At 36.6% G+C, this 14,478-nt stretch carries 15 protein-coding genes and 1 pseudogene; 8 read left to right on the top strand and 8 right to left on the bottom strand.

Annotated features, from left to right (window positions below; translation table 11 throughout):
• Window positions 1-30: 30 nt before the first annotated feature.
• Genes JIN86_RS07205 through JIN86_RS07190 form a run of 4 tightly spaced genes read right to left on the bottom strand, consistent with a single transcriptional unit; the run spans window position 31 to window position 3,740 of the window.
• The gene (locus JIN86_RS07205; RefSeq protein ID WP_202341592.1) at window positions 31-417 is read right to left on the bottom strand and encodes an STAS domain-containing protein; all 387 of its coding nucleotides are present in this window, start codon (window positions 415-417) and stop codon (window positions 31-33) included.
• 38 nt (window positions 418-455) lie between these two features.
• Window positions 456-2,153, bottom strand: a complete 1,698-nt coding sequence (locus JIN86_RS07200) for a methyl-accepting chemotaxis protein (RefSeq protein WP_004232229.1) — start codon at window positions 2,151-2,153, stop codon at window positions 456-458.
• A gap of 27 nt (window positions 2,154-2,180) precedes the next feature.
• On the bottom strand, window positions 2,181-2,600 hold the full coding sequence (locus JIN86_RS07195; RefSeq protein ID WP_004232230.1) for an ATP-binding protein: 420 nt from the start codon (window positions 2,598-2,600) through the stop codon (window positions 2,181-2,183).
• Between the two features lie 6 nt (window positions 2,601-2,606).
• Window positions 2,607-3,740: a response regulator gene (locus JIN86_RS07190; RefSeq protein WP_004232231.1), complete on the bottom strand. Its 1,134-nt coding sequence runs from the start codon at window positions 3,738-3,740 to the stop codon at window positions 2,607-2,609.
• Between the two features lie 584 nt (window positions 3,741-4,324).
• Here JIN86_RS07190 and glnA point away from each other — a divergent pair.
• Window positions 4,325-5,659: a type I glutamate--ammonia ligase gene (gene glnA, locus JIN86_RS07185; RefSeq protein ID WP_202341591.1), complete on the top strand. Its 1,335-nt coding sequence runs from the start codon at window positions 4,325-4,327 to the stop codon at window positions 5,657-5,659.
• A gap of 85 nt (window positions 5,660-5,744) precedes the next feature.
• Window positions 5,745-5,939 carry a hypothetical protein gene (locus JIN86_RS07180; RefSeq protein WP_004232233.1) on the top strand — a complete coding sequence of 65 codons (195 nt, stop codon included), beginning with the start codon at window positions 5,745-5,747 and terminating at the stop codon, window positions 5,937-5,939.
• A gap of 34 nt (window positions 5,940-5,973) precedes the next feature.
• Here JIN86_RS07180 and JIN86_RS07175 read toward each other — a convergent pair whose 3' ends face one another.
• The gene (locus JIN86_RS07175; protein WP_004232234.1) at window positions 5,974-6,357 is read right to left on the bottom strand and encodes an NUDIX hydrolase; all 384 of its coding nucleotides are present in this window, start codon (window positions 6,355-6,357) and stop codon (window positions 5,974-5,976) included.
• A 258-nt stretch (window positions 6,358-6,615) separates the two neighbouring features.
• Here JIN86_RS07175 and JIN86_RS07170 point away from each other — a divergent pair, with 258 nt between their 5' ends.
• Together JIN86_RS07170 and JIN86_RS07165 are read left to right on the top strand one after the other, a co-directional pair.
• Window positions 6,616-7,479 (top strand): AraC family transcriptional regulator, encoded by an 864-nt coding sequence (locus tag JIN86_RS07170; protein ID WP_009370724.1) that lies wholly within the window; start codon window positions 6,616-6,618, stop codon window positions 7,477-7,479.
• Between the two features lie 284 nt (window positions 7,480-7,763).
• Window positions 7,764-8,150 (top strand): annotated as a pseudogene (locus tag JIN86_RS07165) (pyridoxamine 5'-phosphate oxidase family protein); the annotation flags it as partial.
• Window positions 8,151-8,200: 50 nt separating this feature from the next.
• On the opposite strand, the gene JIN86_RS07160 reads toward JIN86_RS07165, so the two are convergent.
• Entirely contained in the window at window positions 8,201-8,707 is a 507-nt protein-coding gene (locus JIN86_RS07160; RefSeq protein WP_202341590.1) for a GNAT family N-acetyltransferase, read from the bottom strand.
• Between the two features lie 132 nt (window positions 8,708-8,839).
• Between JIN86_RS07160 and JIN86_RS07155 the strand changes: the two genes are divergently transcribed.
• Complete coding sequence (locus JIN86_RS07155; protein ID WP_202341589.1) at window positions 8,840-9,610, top strand: GNAT family N-acetyltransferase; 771 nt, start codon at window positions 8,840-8,842, stop codon at window positions 9,608-9,610.
• Window positions 9,611-9,650: 40 nt separating this feature from the next.
• Here JIN86_RS07155 and JIN86_RS07150 read toward each other — a convergent pair whose 3' ends face one another.
• The gene (locus tag JIN86_RS07150) at window positions 9,651-9,914 is read right to left on the bottom strand and encodes a Parvovirus coat protein VP1-like protein (RefSeq protein ID WP_009370734.1); all 264 of its coding nucleotides are present in this window, start codon (window positions 9,912-9,914) and stop codon (window positions 9,651-9,653) included.
• 182 nt (window positions 9,915-10,096) lie between these two features.
• Here JIN86_RS07150 and JIN86_RS07145 point away from each other — a divergent pair, with 182 nt between their 5' ends.
• From JIN86_RS07145 to JIN86_RS07135, 3 genes are all read left to right on the top strand, one after another.
• Window positions 10,097-11,146 carry a DUF418 domain-containing protein gene (locus tag JIN86_RS07145; RefSeq protein WP_202341588.1) on the top strand — a complete coding sequence of 350 codons (1,050 nt, stop codon included), beginning with the start codon at window positions 10,097-10,099 and terminating at the stop codon, window positions 11,144-11,146.
• A 136-nt stretch (window positions 11,147-11,282) separates the two neighbouring features.
• Window positions 11,283-11,939 (top strand): hypothetical protein, encoded by a 657-nt coding sequence (locus JIN86_RS07140; protein ID WP_202341587.1) that lies wholly within the window; start codon window positions 11,283-11,285, stop codon window positions 11,937-11,939.
• Between the two features lie 23 nt (window positions 11,940-11,962).
• On the top strand, window positions 11,963-13,216 hold the full coding sequence (locus JIN86_RS07135; protein ID WP_202341586.1) for a glutathionylspermidine synthase family protein: 1,254 nt from the start codon (window positions 11,963-11,965) through the stop codon (window positions 13,214-13,216).
• A 590-nt stretch (window positions 13,217-13,806) separates the two neighbouring features.
• Here JIN86_RS07135 and JIN86_RS07130 read toward each other — a convergent pair.
• Window positions 13,807-14,280 carry a YbaK/EbsC family protein gene (locus JIN86_RS07130; protein ID WP_004232289.1) on the bottom strand — a complete coding sequence of 158 codons (474 nt, stop codon included), beginning with the start codon at window positions 14,278-14,280 and terminating at the stop codon, window positions 13,807-13,809.
• Window positions 14,281-14,478: the final 198 nt, after the last annotated feature.

Raw genomic sequence — 14,478 nt, 5'->3', positions numbered from 1 at the left:
GAATACACCTTTTTATTAGTATAACAAAAATTAATAGTCGTTAAGTGATAGCTCACCTAGCCAATCTTCTTTAATAATCTTCCTTGCTTGTTCTTCACTTTCGGCAATAGGGAATACTTTATCAACCTGTGAAATAGCGAATAAGTTGCGAATGAAATCATCGACGACAATAATGGCGATTTTCTTATCTTTTACAGACACCTTCTTAGCGAAATTAACGATCATACCGAATCCAGTACTATCAATATTTGTTACCTTTTGCATATCGATAATGTATCCGTGTTTTGTGTCTAAGCTAAGTGTTTGAAGCTCTGACTTTATTTCTTCAATCATCCCGTATTCTAAATCGCCTGTAAACGCAATCACTATATAATCAGCCTTTGTGTCAATATTCATTGCAATTTTCTTCTGATTCATCCTATAGCGCCTCCATTTTTCTTTTCTTGTTTGGGGAGTTATTCAAACTTAAATTTATTCACTTCATTTTGTAATTTATCAGCAATTGATGATAACTCATCTGAGCTTTGTGTAATTTCTGCAACAGTCGCATATTGTTCTTCTGAGGTTGCGGCAATCTCTTCTGTAGCTGCTGCAGCATCCTCGATGATGCGAGAAATATCTTGGATAGCCTGTTGCACACCTAAGGAGTTGTCGTTAACATGTGTAAATGCCACTTTCATTTGTTCCACACCTTCTTCAGTTTCGACAACTTTCTCCACAATTTCTTTTAAGGCACTTCCGCCTTTATTGATGATTGTTACTTGCTCCTCGACAGCTAGTAAATTACTTTCCATTGTCCGTACGGTCACAGATGTTTCCGCTTGGATATCATTAATAAGATTAGTAATTTGTCCAGCTGCTAAACTTGACTGTTCAGCTAACTGACGAACCTCTGATGCAACGACAGCAAAACCTTTTCCTTGATCACCTGCTCGTGCTGCCTCGATGGCCGCATTGAGTGCTAACAGATTCGTTTGTTCTGCGATGCCAGTGATAACGGTAATAATACCACCAATTTCTTCAGAGCGCTTGCCTAATTTTTGGATAGAATCAGTTGCATAAGACACTGTTTTCGTAACATCACTTAGATGCATAATCGCTTCATTGATGGCTTCTTCTCCTTTACGCGCGATATGTGTGGATTCGATAGCACTGTTTAAAGTGATTTCGGCCTTTTGTAAGCTCTTTGATACTTCTTCAATCGTTTTTTGCATCATTGAAACTATTCGCTCAGCCTGATCAGATTGAGTGGTAGTACCCACGGCGATTTCATTCATTGTTAGTGCGATCTGATTAGATGCTTCACTTGTTTGGTGTGATGATTCTGCCAAAGTGTGTGACGACTTTGCAATTTGATGTGCACTACCAGCCACAATCTTTATCGTCTCTGTTAAATGATTTTTCATACTACTAAATGCGCGTGCTAATTCAGCGATTTCATCTTTGCCTTTAGGGTTTAACAGTTTAACATTTAAATTTAGTTCTGCTAGTTCCTTGGCATTGGTACTTAGAATGTTAATAGGATTAACAATTTGCTTTTGTAAGAACCAACTAATTCCTCCGATCATTACAATGGCGATTACTAAGGAAATCGCTACATTCTCCAGTGCTGATTTTGTGGCAATGCTTATATAGGGAGCAGTAGGAACAGCGGTTGCCCATACACCGATAACCTCGCCTTGACTATTTACAATCGGATCATAGGCTGCTTGATGCAAACTTCCTAAGACATTTGCAGAACCGATAAAGCGCTTTTTTTCTCCTAGCACAACAGTAGCAACCTCGTCAGAAACCTTGGTATTTAAAGCGCGTTGACCATTATCCACTATATTGGTACTTATACGCGTATCGTTTTGAAAGATGGAGACAGCATTCCCATTTGTGAGTTCTCCAACTTTATCAGCTACCTCAAAGTTTTCTACCATATTGATATCACCCTTATAGAGTTGGTTGTTTTTAATGGACCATTCTCCAGGATATTTAGCGTCTAAATATTCATAGCTTAACTGTATATCTGATAAAAGCTTTGTATCAGCACTTTCTAATAGATTGTTCTTGGCAACAAAAAAATTGACTCCTGCTAAAAGGGAGGTAAGTAAAATAATACACCCAAATATAAGCAGATTCATTTTCTTCCGTATAGATAACTTCATTAAAACGCCCCCAATTTTACGTTTACTTTATAGATGAATCTTTTTGGAAATACCAACTAAAAATTTTGTTTTAGAAATATTTTCAAACCAAATATGGTCGACCATATTTTTGACAAAAAATAAACCGCGTCCACGATCAGCATAATCAAGTTTGTCTAAATCGAATTGAAGAACTTTGTCCCAGTCCTTTTCGTCAATGCCTTTTGCTTCGTCAGTGACTGTTATTTTTATTTCTTCGTTTGATTGGGCTACATGTATTTGAATCTCCTTTTGGACGGGTGTATTAATTTTTCCCATAGCCTCTATGGCATTGATGACTAGTTCATGAACAACAAATCTTAATTCTCGTTTATAAGGTAGATTATATAAATCTGTATAATTCTCCATAACTTGATCAATAAAGGCTATAGCTTGTGTATCAGGATTTACATTGAGTGTGAATTCCATCTTCAATCACCTACCCTTTAATGTAATTGTTATTGAAACGACTGTGATGTCATCGCTGTAATCATTATCAAATAAATTGTACTTTTGAGAAAACTTTTGTAGTGCATAGCTGTTATCCTGTGAAGCATAAGCGTAGAAAAAGTCCATATCAATTGAGTTTTGCTCGTTCAATGTTAATAGTCCATCCGTATAAAGAATAATACGATGCCAGCCTGATAAAGGTATTGTTTTTTTATTTATTTGAATAGTAGGGAATAGTCCGAGGATAGGCGTATTCGCTGGGAGAAAGACTGTTTCTCCATATTTTCCAAATAAAAAACCAGAAGGATGAGCCGCATTCACATAGTGCAAAGTTCCGTTTTTTGTATCTAGAAGTATGTAGATTGCTGTCATTAAAAAACGGTCCATATCTTCATCAGAAAATAGCTCGTATATTTGGCGGTTAAGTTCTTGGATTACTGCTACTGGATCAATTAACTTAGTAATCATTCCTTTTAGTAATGATCTGATGGACATAGTAACGAGTGATGCAGCTATGCCATGCCCCATTGCATCGTACAGAAGAATGGCGGTTAAATGGTCATTAATCTTAAACCAACAGTACATGTCACCTCCTAGTGTATTGGATGTTACATAAAGACCATCAACCTGAAGTTGCTCAAGATTTAATGGAGGAGATAGTGCGTTCTTTTGGAATTTTTTTGCAACAAACAAATCTTTTTGAATCATACTTTCTTGCTGCTTTCGAAGCTTGGCTTCCCTCTGATATTTTAAGGCTACTTGAATTCGAGTCTTAAAATGAGTAAAATCAAACGGCTTTAAAATAAAGTCGAAAATTCCTGCTTCAAAAACCCTATCGATTGTTATGTTTTTTTCGTAGGTAGTAGATAGTAGGATAGGGACATCTATCCAATTTTTAAGTACATGAATGTGCTGACAAATTTCCTCGCAATTGCTGAGTGTCATTTTAGTGTCAAGTACGATTAATTCCAGCTCATCTTTCAAAGATGAATCTACTAAATAGTTCATTGCTGCTTCCGTTGTTGAAAAGCAATGAATATTTGGGATGCTTATACGATGAAAATACTTTTGCAGACGTAGCACATCATTACTTACGCTGCCAATAATTAATACTGACATGCCTACTAAATTCACCGCCTTATGTATCTATAACTAAATATTTCCTGGAAGCCAACATAATGTTTTCTAACCATAATTATATACTCCGTATTTACTTATAATATGAATAAAATAAAATTCTAATTTGCTATAAATTTACCAATAAATATCACATTATACAAGGCTTTTGTGATATAAAGTAAAACTTAATCAATAGGATTTTTGACATCTTGGTTCTTGGATCGTGTTCACGGGTTATCTTTTTAACGATGTTCTTGATATACCTATATTTGATGTATGCGGAAGAAATGAATCCCTCCTCTCTAGTCATGATACTAGACTGTTTGTTTTTGGAGGGACGGAGAAATTTGTAAGACTAAAGGCCTTTTGTAAAAAGTAGTAATTTTGCCCTTATTTAAAGATGAAAAATCGCTATTTGTGATGGAATGTGGTTAGAAAAATTAATCTAAAATAGGGATTAATATATTCGATAAAATGCATGTTATAAAACCTTACATATATATTGCTTATTCTAAAAAAATAATGTATTTTAAGATCAGTTACAAAAATACGTGTTAATTAAAATTACATTGGAGTGGTGAAGAATGAAACATTATACCAAAGAAGATATTATACGCCGAGTGAAGGAAGAAAATGTGAAATTTATTCGCCTACAATTTACGGATATTTTAGGGACAATCAAAAATGTTGAAGTTCCTGTCAGCCAATTAGAAAAAGCGCTAGATAATAAAGTTATGTTTGACGGCTCTTCAATCGAAGGCTTTGTGCGTATTGAAGAATCAGATATGTATTTAAAGCCTGATATCAATACCTTCGTGATTTTTCCTTGGACTGCTGAAAAGGGGAAGGTAGCTCGTTTTATATGTGATATTGCAAGACCAGATGGCACACCGTTTGAAGGAGATCCGCGCTCCAATTTAAAACGCGTATTGAAGGAAATGGAGGAGCTGGGCTTTACGTCGTTTAATTTAGGGCCAGAGCCTGAATTTTTCCTATTCAAGTTGGATGAAAAGGGGCATCCGACACTGGAATTAAATGATAGTGGGGGCTATTTTGATTTAGCGCCAACTGATTTGGGAGAGAACTGTCGTCGTGATATTGTTTTAGAGCTAGAGGGAATGGGCTTTGAAATTGAAGCGTCTCATCATGAGGTAGCACCAGGCCAGCATGAAATCGACTTTAAGTATGCGAGTGCTATTGAGGCATGTGACAATATCCAAACATTTAAACTGGTGGTAAAAACGATTGCTGCACAGCATGGTCTCCACGCAACATTTATGCCAAAGCCACTATTTGGGGTCAATGGATCAGGAATGCATTTTAATCTCTCATTATTTGAAGGTGATAATAATGCCTTCTACGATGAACATGCAGACTTGCAATTAAGTGCAACCGCACGTAGCTTTATGGCAGGAATTATGAAGCATGTGCATGGCTTTACGGCTATCACGAATCCACTTGTCAATTCCTATAAACGATTAGTACCTGGCTATGAAGCCCCTTGCTATGTAGCGTGGTCTGCTCAAAACCGCTCACCATTAATTCGTATTCCAGCAGCACGTGGACTATCTACACGAATTGAATTGCGTTCAGTTGATCCAGCAGCAAACCCTTATTTAGCAATGGCTGTTATTCTAGCATCTGGGCTGGATGGCATACGAAAAGATTTAACGCCACCAGCTGCGGTAGACCGTAATATTTATAAAATGACAGCAGCAGATCGGGAGTTGAACGGGATTGATAGTTTACCATCCTCATTAGAATTTGCGCTTATCGAATTAGAGATGGATGCCATTGTTCGTGATGCATTGGGTGACCATATTTACGATAAATTTACAGCTGCCAAAGAAATTGAATGGAATAAATATCGCACACGTGTCCATAACTGGGAGCGTGAGGAATATTTAACGATGTACTAAAGGTGTTGGGGCTTTTTTAGCTCCAACTTTTTTGTGTGACATGTACTTCTTTTTGCTCTATCATAAGATTAAAGGAGTGTGGACAATGACACAGATAACTCAAGTTGTGACAATTCAAAACAATGATATTGTGCAATTTGAACTTGATATTAACCGAGCTTTAGTAGATTTAAAAGGCTTTTTCATACTTGATATCAAATACAATACGCTCTTTATTGGAGAGCAGACGGTCATCCATTCCGCTTTAATTATTTATCAGCAAAACGATTACACCATTTAACAAGAGGGTCATGTCGATGAGACGTGACTTTTTTTTATTTAAATAACGATAAGAGAAATACCCGATCTTCTGGAAATGTTAGGGGTAAAAGTGCTACTTCCTCTTTAGATTTCCATGCTATGTCATATATTAATTCATCGGGATCATGTATCATCATTTGTCCACCTGTTAAGATGGTTTGAAAATAGCGAACTTCCACTACTTCATTGTCCTTATAATAAATTTCCTTAATAATATCTACTGTATAGCCTGTTTCTTCATAAACTTCTCGTATACAGCAAGTCTTAAAATCTTCCGTGGCCTCTTTTCCACCTGATGGCACAGTCCAAGTTTTCTCTTCATCAACAGTTCCTTGTAAAACCATTAATAACTGATTACTTTCATTCAAACAAATAGCAGCAGCACCTAGCCATTTCATCGCAAAGTCCCCCTATATCTTCTCTTATACCGTTTTACCATTTAATAGAAACTATTGTAAATATATTTTAGAAATATTTTGGATGTTTTTTTGATTTTTACTACAATGGAATTTTAAGAAAAAATAGTGAGTGTGATAAGAAATTAAAAGTGGGGAGCTAGTCAAAAAATGCTTTCCATTTAACCTGTCCGAAGTTAGCATAAAAAGACAGGTTATACAGCAATATCTATTTTAAGATGGAATCAAGGAGTGAGAGCAATGAGTTGGGTTGAGTCGATACAGAAGGCCATTAATTATATGGAGGAACATTTATTAGAGGATATTACGATTGAACAGATTGCACAGGAGGTTAATTCCTCTGTCTTTCATTTTCAGCGAACATTTGCCATTTTGACAGATATGTCTATTGCTGATTATCTACGGCGAAGAAGATTAACGTTAGCTGCACAAGAATTGCTGGGTACTGAACAAAAAATAATCGATCTCGCCTACAAATACGGCTATGAAACTCCTGAAGCCTTTACTAAAGCGTTTCGAAAACAGCACCATGTAACGCCTAGTGAAGCAAGAAAGAAGCAAGGACCATTACAATCATATAATCGCCTGGTCATACAGGTAAGCTTGAAGGGAGCAGAACCAATGAAATATAAAATTATTGAAAAAGACAAGTTTCAAATTGTGGGTGTAAAAAGAACATACAACTGTCAAAATGGAGAGAACACAACGGAAATACCTCTATTTTGGCAAGAGATAAACCAAAGTGGCTTTGATCATCAGCTATATCAATTAAATAATGGCACAGTCAATGGCGTATTAGGTGTTTGTGTACCAAATACTGAACAGGGACAAAAGGGCTTCATTGATTATTGGATTGCTACTGATCATGTAGGAGAAGTAGGAGAAGATCTCTTAACAATGGAAGTACCTGCATCCAAATGGGTTATCTTTGAAGTACATGGACCTATGCCTGATGCAATGCAAAATACGTGGAAACAAATTTATTCAGAGTGGTTCCCATCCAACCCATATGAACCAGCAGGAACAGCGGAGTTGGAGGTTTATCCTGAAGAGGATGCTTATAGCCCTGATTCGTATTCAGAAATTTGGATTCCAATTAAATAACAAGAATGCCAAGGATGCTATACTAGTGCATCCTTGGCTTTTATAATTCTACTGAAAAAATTTACCCTTTTTTAGTTTTTTTAAAGATGTAAAATATATATATATTTGGAATAAACGGTTTAACGACGTTTATTAATCGTTACATAATTTCATGAGGGGGTTAAGAAATGATGAGAGGTACGATTCAAAAAAAGCGTGTAGAAATTTCACAAGAGGATGCACAGCAATACCTAAAGTTGGGAAAAGTGGCGCATGTTGCAACAGTTGATTAGGAAGGTTTTCCTTATGTTATTCCATTTGTCTATGTATATGAAGGGGAGGACAAACTATACTTGCATATTGGTAATCTTCGAGAAAGTCACTTTTGGACAAATATCAAACAAAATCCTAAAATTTGTATAGAAGTTTGCGATATGGGTGATTTACATCCAGGCAAAAAATATGCTTGTCAATCCGCACTAGTTTATCAAAGTGTGGTTTTGTTTGGACATATCGAAAGAATTGAAGAGGAAACGAAAAAAGAATGGTTCTTTGATGCGTTACTGGAGAAGTATGGCAATCCTGAATGGACATTTGAAAGAGAAGGCTATCCGATTATGCCGAAAATTGAACTATTTGAAGTACAAATAGAAAAGCTGACAGGGAAAATTAATCACGGCATGTATCATTAATTAAAAAGGCTAAGTATTGGTTGAATTCTACCATGCTTAGCCTTTTCTTATTACGATTTTGTTAAAGTGTAAAGTTGTAGAGTATCTTTAGTATTGTGCTTCTCTTGGTAAATGAAGTTCAATTTTTTTAAAACCTTGATTGAATTGATATTGGCAGCCTCAACTTCTGCCACAATTGTTTCCATTTTTAAGTGCTTAAAGGCATAATCAATTAAAGCAGTTATAGCTTCTGTTGCATAGCCTTTTCCCCAATATTCCTTGCTCAAATCATAGCCAATCTCTGTTAGAGCATTGTCATAATCAAGCAGATTAAATCCACATGAGCCAATGATATGGTCGGATGCCTTTTCAAAAATAGAGAAGCGGATTGCCTTGTGTTGCTTAGCTAATTGTTCTAGAAGTTCAATCATTTCCAAGGCCTGCTCTTCTTGTGTAAACTGGGCAATATTCATATACTTTGTTACATCAGGATCAGACCAAATGGCAAATAAGCTTTTAGCATCAGCTTTCTCCATTTTTCGTAACTGCAATCTTTCCGTGTCGATATTTTCAATCAATACTTTTACCTCCAAAATTATGTTGATGTTGGATGAAAAATATTGCTATCTGTGCATAATTCAGTCCCTTCATATAAATTAAGTTTATTATAATAGAAATGATACATACTGCAAAATACTGGAGGAATTTACATGAAGACTGTCACGGAAGAACATTACCCACTTATAAAACAAACAATAAAAACAGCTCCAACATTTGTTTATAGTATACTAGATCGAATGATAGAAGGAACTGTCTATACGGATACAGTTGCTTACCAAACGTTATTATTCCACACGAAATCAGGTATATATTATGTATATGGTGATGAAAGTAAGACTTCGATTGATCATCAGCTTGCCTATTGTTTTCAACAGGCTATGGAACAACAGAAACGGTTTACCTTATTTTCTTATTCTGAACAGTGGAATATTAAAATCGAACAATTGTTAAATAATCAGCTGAGAAAGCTAGAACGCTATACATTTACATTTCATGAAAATATTTATAATCATAGAGAGAAGCATGGGGAACGTGATTACGAAGTCAAATCTATTACTGAACCCTTGATTAAAAATTCACTGGAATTTGATCAGACATATTATGAGGAATATTGGGATTCTACCTCTAATTTCCTCAAAAATGGCTTTGGCTTTTGTTTCGTACATAAAGAACAAATCATTAGTGAAGCAGTCTCTATATTTAAATCAAATGAGTATGCAGAAATTGATATTATGACAGATTCGAAATTTAGAGGACAAGGATTAGCAAGTAGCATTGCAGAAGCATTTATAGACCATTGTCTTGTCAACCAGCTAAAGCCTTGTTGGGATTGTGATATTTCGAATACAGGATCCATTCACCTAGGCACAAAGCTTGGTTTTACGACACCACAAAAATATACTATCTATACAAAAAGCTAGCCCACGCGGTTATTAAAAACATCGTGAGCTTTATCTGCTTTTAAAAGAAACGATTGCGTAATTCAAAAACTCGATAGAATAGTCTAGCGTCTCTAGCCATTTTATTTGGAGTGTTCATATGGGGACGGAGGCATTGTTGAAACAATTCATCACAGTATTTTGTGCTACCGTGGCGTTCATAGCATTCATCATGCAGTTTACAGCAAGCATCCACTGCATTTGTAGGCGTACCTGGTCCTGAGCAGCCAGGACCACAGTATCGGTAGCCGGGATAACAAAAACCAAGCTTGCGATTTCTATTCATCTCCTAAACCTCTCTTTTCGATGTTTTTACTATAAAATATGTAATATTTCATCGTAGAAGAGGATAAAAAACTATAAGACTATTCTTTTTGATTTGTAAGGTTCCTGTAAGCTTAAAAATAATTAGTTGTAAGGATGGGGAGTTATGCTAGCTATAGCATAAAAGATAAGGAGTTTTTCAACATGAAGCCATCCGTTACACAAAAAGAACGAATCGTTTCCTTAGATATTATACGAGGATTAGCGTTATTTGGTATTTTATTTATTAATGTAGGTGCCTATCAGCTCATAATAGAGGGTGCACCAATGCCTGATATGAGTGGAATCAATGGGGTTATTGATTCACTTATTAATATTTTTATAGAAAAGAAATTTTTCTCAATCTTTTCATTCCTATTTGGGGTTGGCTTTTATATTTTTGCTACACGTGCAGAAGCGCGAGGCGATAGACCGAGAATGCGCTTTGCAAGACGCTTATTGGCTTTATTGGTTATAGGTATTATTCATATTTTTATTTTCTGGGGCTCTATCCTAGCCATTTACGCAGTGATTGGGTTTTTATTGCTACCATTTTACTCTGCGAAGGTTTCAACCATTTCTAAATGGTTGTTTACGATTATCACACTGCATATTCTGGCATTATTAGGACAAATGTATATGCCGTCTAATGCGGTTTCGTCAGCTATATTTGGCTTTTTAGGCAATGATGCCGTAGCCATCTTTATTATGTTTTTAAGTGGATTTTTAGTAGCAAAAGCTGATTGGATTGGGCATATTGGAGCGCATAGTCAAAAAATAAAACGGCTGCTTTACAGTACTTTCCCATTCTTTATTGGATTTTCATTATGGATTTGGTTTGCCTCACAAGCAGATGACCAACAGCTTCAATTTATCATTGGCTTAGGGGTTGTTCCAACAACCTATTTTTATCTAAGTTGTTTGTTTATTCTATTAGAACATAAAACAATAGCGAAGCTACTTCAGCCAATTGGACGTGTGGGGCAAATGGCCTTTACAAATTATTTAGCGCAAAGCTTTATTGGAACTGCCATCATTTCATTAATGGGGCTAGAAGTAGTTTCACCATCAGATATTGTAGTGATAGCGAGTATTACGTTTATCATTCAAATAATTTTTAGCGTGATTTGGTTTAAGTTCTTTACAATAGGGCCATTTGAAAAATTATGGCGATATATGACTTATGGAAAAAAAGTCGTGTCCAAACAATCATAAAATACTGTAAATCCCAAACAATCCTACTGTTTGGGATTTTTTCTGCTAAAATAAATTGTATGTTTTTGTAAAAAATGAAACCTAAAATAGGAGATAATCGTAAACTAGGTACTCGAAATAAAGGAGCGTTTATAATATGGCAAAGCAAATAAAAAAATATATGGCTGTGACAACAGCATCTTTGATGGCTGTACAGCTAGCAGCATGTGGAAATAGTGAAACTCAAACAGCAGAAGAATACCCTTTAACTACTTCTAATCAGATAACTGAAGATCAAAATCAAGCAAATACAAGTGATGAAATAGAAAGTGTTTACAATAGTGAAATGGCTGATGCCTGTGATGAATGGCAAGAAGGTGAAGATGGTTCCTTTGAATGTATCGATGAAAATTCACCTTACTATGCACAGCATTTCTTTAATGGTTTGATGTATGCAACGGCTGGAGCCATGATAGGAAGTGCGATATACAAAAGTCGCAATTTAAAAAATGGTACAGATCGATATGAGCAAAGCAATGGTGGCGGCTCAGCAGTGCCACGATCGTCATCAAACGCTAAGGATGAAAGTAAACCAACAAATGGTATAACAAACAGTACGCAAAATAAGGCTAGCTCAACCTCAGGTAGCTCAACTTCAAGTGGATCAAATTCTTATTCGAGTGGACAACGCTCCTATTCGACAGATAGTTCATCTCAGAGTTCCAATTCCTATTCCAATAGCTCTTCCTCAAGCACAGGGAAATCGGGCTTTGGTTCTGGTGGGGCATCTCGTGGGGGCTCGTCCTCCTCGTAAGGTTTGGATAGGGAGTGAAGAACATGATGAATCACACACAGCGACGACAAGTATTTTACTCAAATTTCCCTGACTTCTTTCCTGACTTTGAGGATTTAGAGTATGCATTATATGATGTTATAGAATTGCCAAAGCAACAAATTGATCAACTTCATTATGCAACACAAATACTTTGGCACATCTTTTTAAAAGTTGGGAAACAATTCAAACATTTATCGGTCGATCAGCTCTTAGCCTTAGGTATTCGACCGGAAATGATCCCATATATTCAATTAGATTATTTGCAGCAGCAATCAATTCTGGCACGCTTTGATTTTATTTGTACAGAGGAGGGCTACATTAAATGTTTAGAGCTAAATGGAGAAACACCTTTTCTTGTACAAGAAACCTTCAAGATGAATGACGCACTATGTCAGCATTTTGGCTATAAAAATCCAAATGATGTAACAGCCTTACAAAAAGCATTGTCGGGCGCTCTTTTTGCTGCCATCCAATACTTACATAATGTCAAAAAACCAAAGATTGTCATCACAGGAAAAACAGCGAAAGAGGACTACGAAGAGTATTGCCAGGTACAGTTTATCAAGTCCTGTATTCCTTTTGACATTGAGTATGTGCCCATTCAAGAACTTATCATCTTTTCTAGTGACACGTCTGAGGTAGCACAAGGTCTTTATACACCTACAATGGAGAAAATTGATATTTTATTTAGACCCGCACACCCTGTAGAGTTTTTAATAGATGATGTGGCAGCGGATGGTGATCGCATTGGATTGCATCTTTTAGAGCTTGTCAAAAAACGACAGCTGGCAATTATTAATCCACCTGCTGCCTATGTATTACAATCGAAAATCTTATTATGGTTAATATGGGAGCGGAGAAATGATCCATTGCTCTTTACTTCCGAGGAACGAGCAGCTATTTTGCAATATATGCTTCCTACATACCTTACAGCAGAACCATTTATTCGAGATGATGTACCTTATGTCAAGAAGCCTGTTTATTCACGTGAGGGAAATACAGTAGAAATTTACGAAGGAAGTGGGCGGAGAGTAAATGCTTCCACATCCAAACATTATGTTGATAATTTGTTTATTTATCAACAATATGTGGAGATGCCTAGCATAACAGTGCAGTTAAAAGAAGGATATCACGCTAAGAAGTGGCTAATTGGCTCATTTGTTGCTGATAATCGAGCATGTGGTTTAAGCTGTCGGGTAGGCAATCAAATTACAGAATGGGATTCACATTGGTTAGCCGTTGGTTACAAGGAATAACAAATCTATAGTGCTGAAAAACAAAACCACCCATAAAATTTTTTTAGAAGGTGAAAATGGATTGCCGTTGCAGGCTACTTGCTTTCCTGTGGGCGAGCGCCGAACCGCTTCCTTCGCTCCGCTCCGTTTAGGGGTTCGCCTGACTCGCTATCCCACGGGAGTCAAGTAGCCTTCCACTCCAACCTACAAAGGTGTTATCTTTTTAGCAAAGCTTTTCAAATAAAGTGAAGGTGTTCACTTCTTGTCACTCATCACTTCTCCACATTGAAAATAAGAGCTTATCCCCTCTATGAATACAGATAATGGGCGATTTTATTACTATGCTACTATGAAAAAAGTAAAGACACTTTGCAGAATGGTTGATTGGAGAGGAGCCAGCGTCACTCCTAGGGGATTTAGCGTCACTGATGAAACCCTGGAGCGAACGGAAGTGAGAGAAGCGGCTCATTGGACGCGCCCTGGAAAGGACGCTGGCAGAACGGAAATCAACCCTTACCTTGCAAAAAGGTATTATTTCTCCTAGCGATATTATCTTTTTTCCACAACATGAATTGGCGAGACTTTTAAAAGTATCGCCAATCGTTTGGTCCCTATTCATTCCAGCCTTTACAGACATCAATCCATTCTTTATAGGGAGCATATGTTTCAAGTTCTGAAATGGTTACCTCAATGGCTGAATTACTACTACCGCACGCTGGAAATACTGTAGTAAAACGTTTTAAAGATTCGTCTAAATAAATGGCTACGCCCTCGTTCACACCAAAAGGACATACACCTCCGACATCATGGCCAATCATCGTCTCTACATCATCTTTGGATAACATCTTTGCCTTCGTACCAAATACGGCTTTATATTTTGCATTATCGATCTTAGCATCACCAGCAGCCACAATTAAGATCGCTCCATCGTTTACAAGAAAAGATAAAGATTTTGCTATGCGCTCTGGCTCACAGCCAAGTGCCTGTGCTGCTAATTCAACTGTTGCGGAGCTTTCTTCTAATTCTTGTATTTTGTGTTCTACATGCCATTGTGCTAAATGGCGACGTACTTTTTCGATTGCCATATGTACATCCTCCTACTTATATCAATTATGCCTTAGCATAGTTGTCAAGATTTTTGAGATTATTCGAAAAGCTTCTTTTTCTATAAAGAGCGTTTTCTATATTTGATATACCACATTCGTACAAAAAGCATTCATTAAAATCAAGACAAAATTAATTCTACCATAATTTTCAGAATATATAGTTGTGAATGCTTTAGC

Source organism: Lysinibacillus sp. HST-98 (assembly GCF_016757845.1).
Classification (GTDB): Bacteria; Bacillota; Bacilli; order Bacillales_A; family Planococcaceae; genus Lysinibacillus; species Lysinibacillus capsici.
This window is presented reverse-complemented; position numbering and strand designations above follow the sequence as displayed.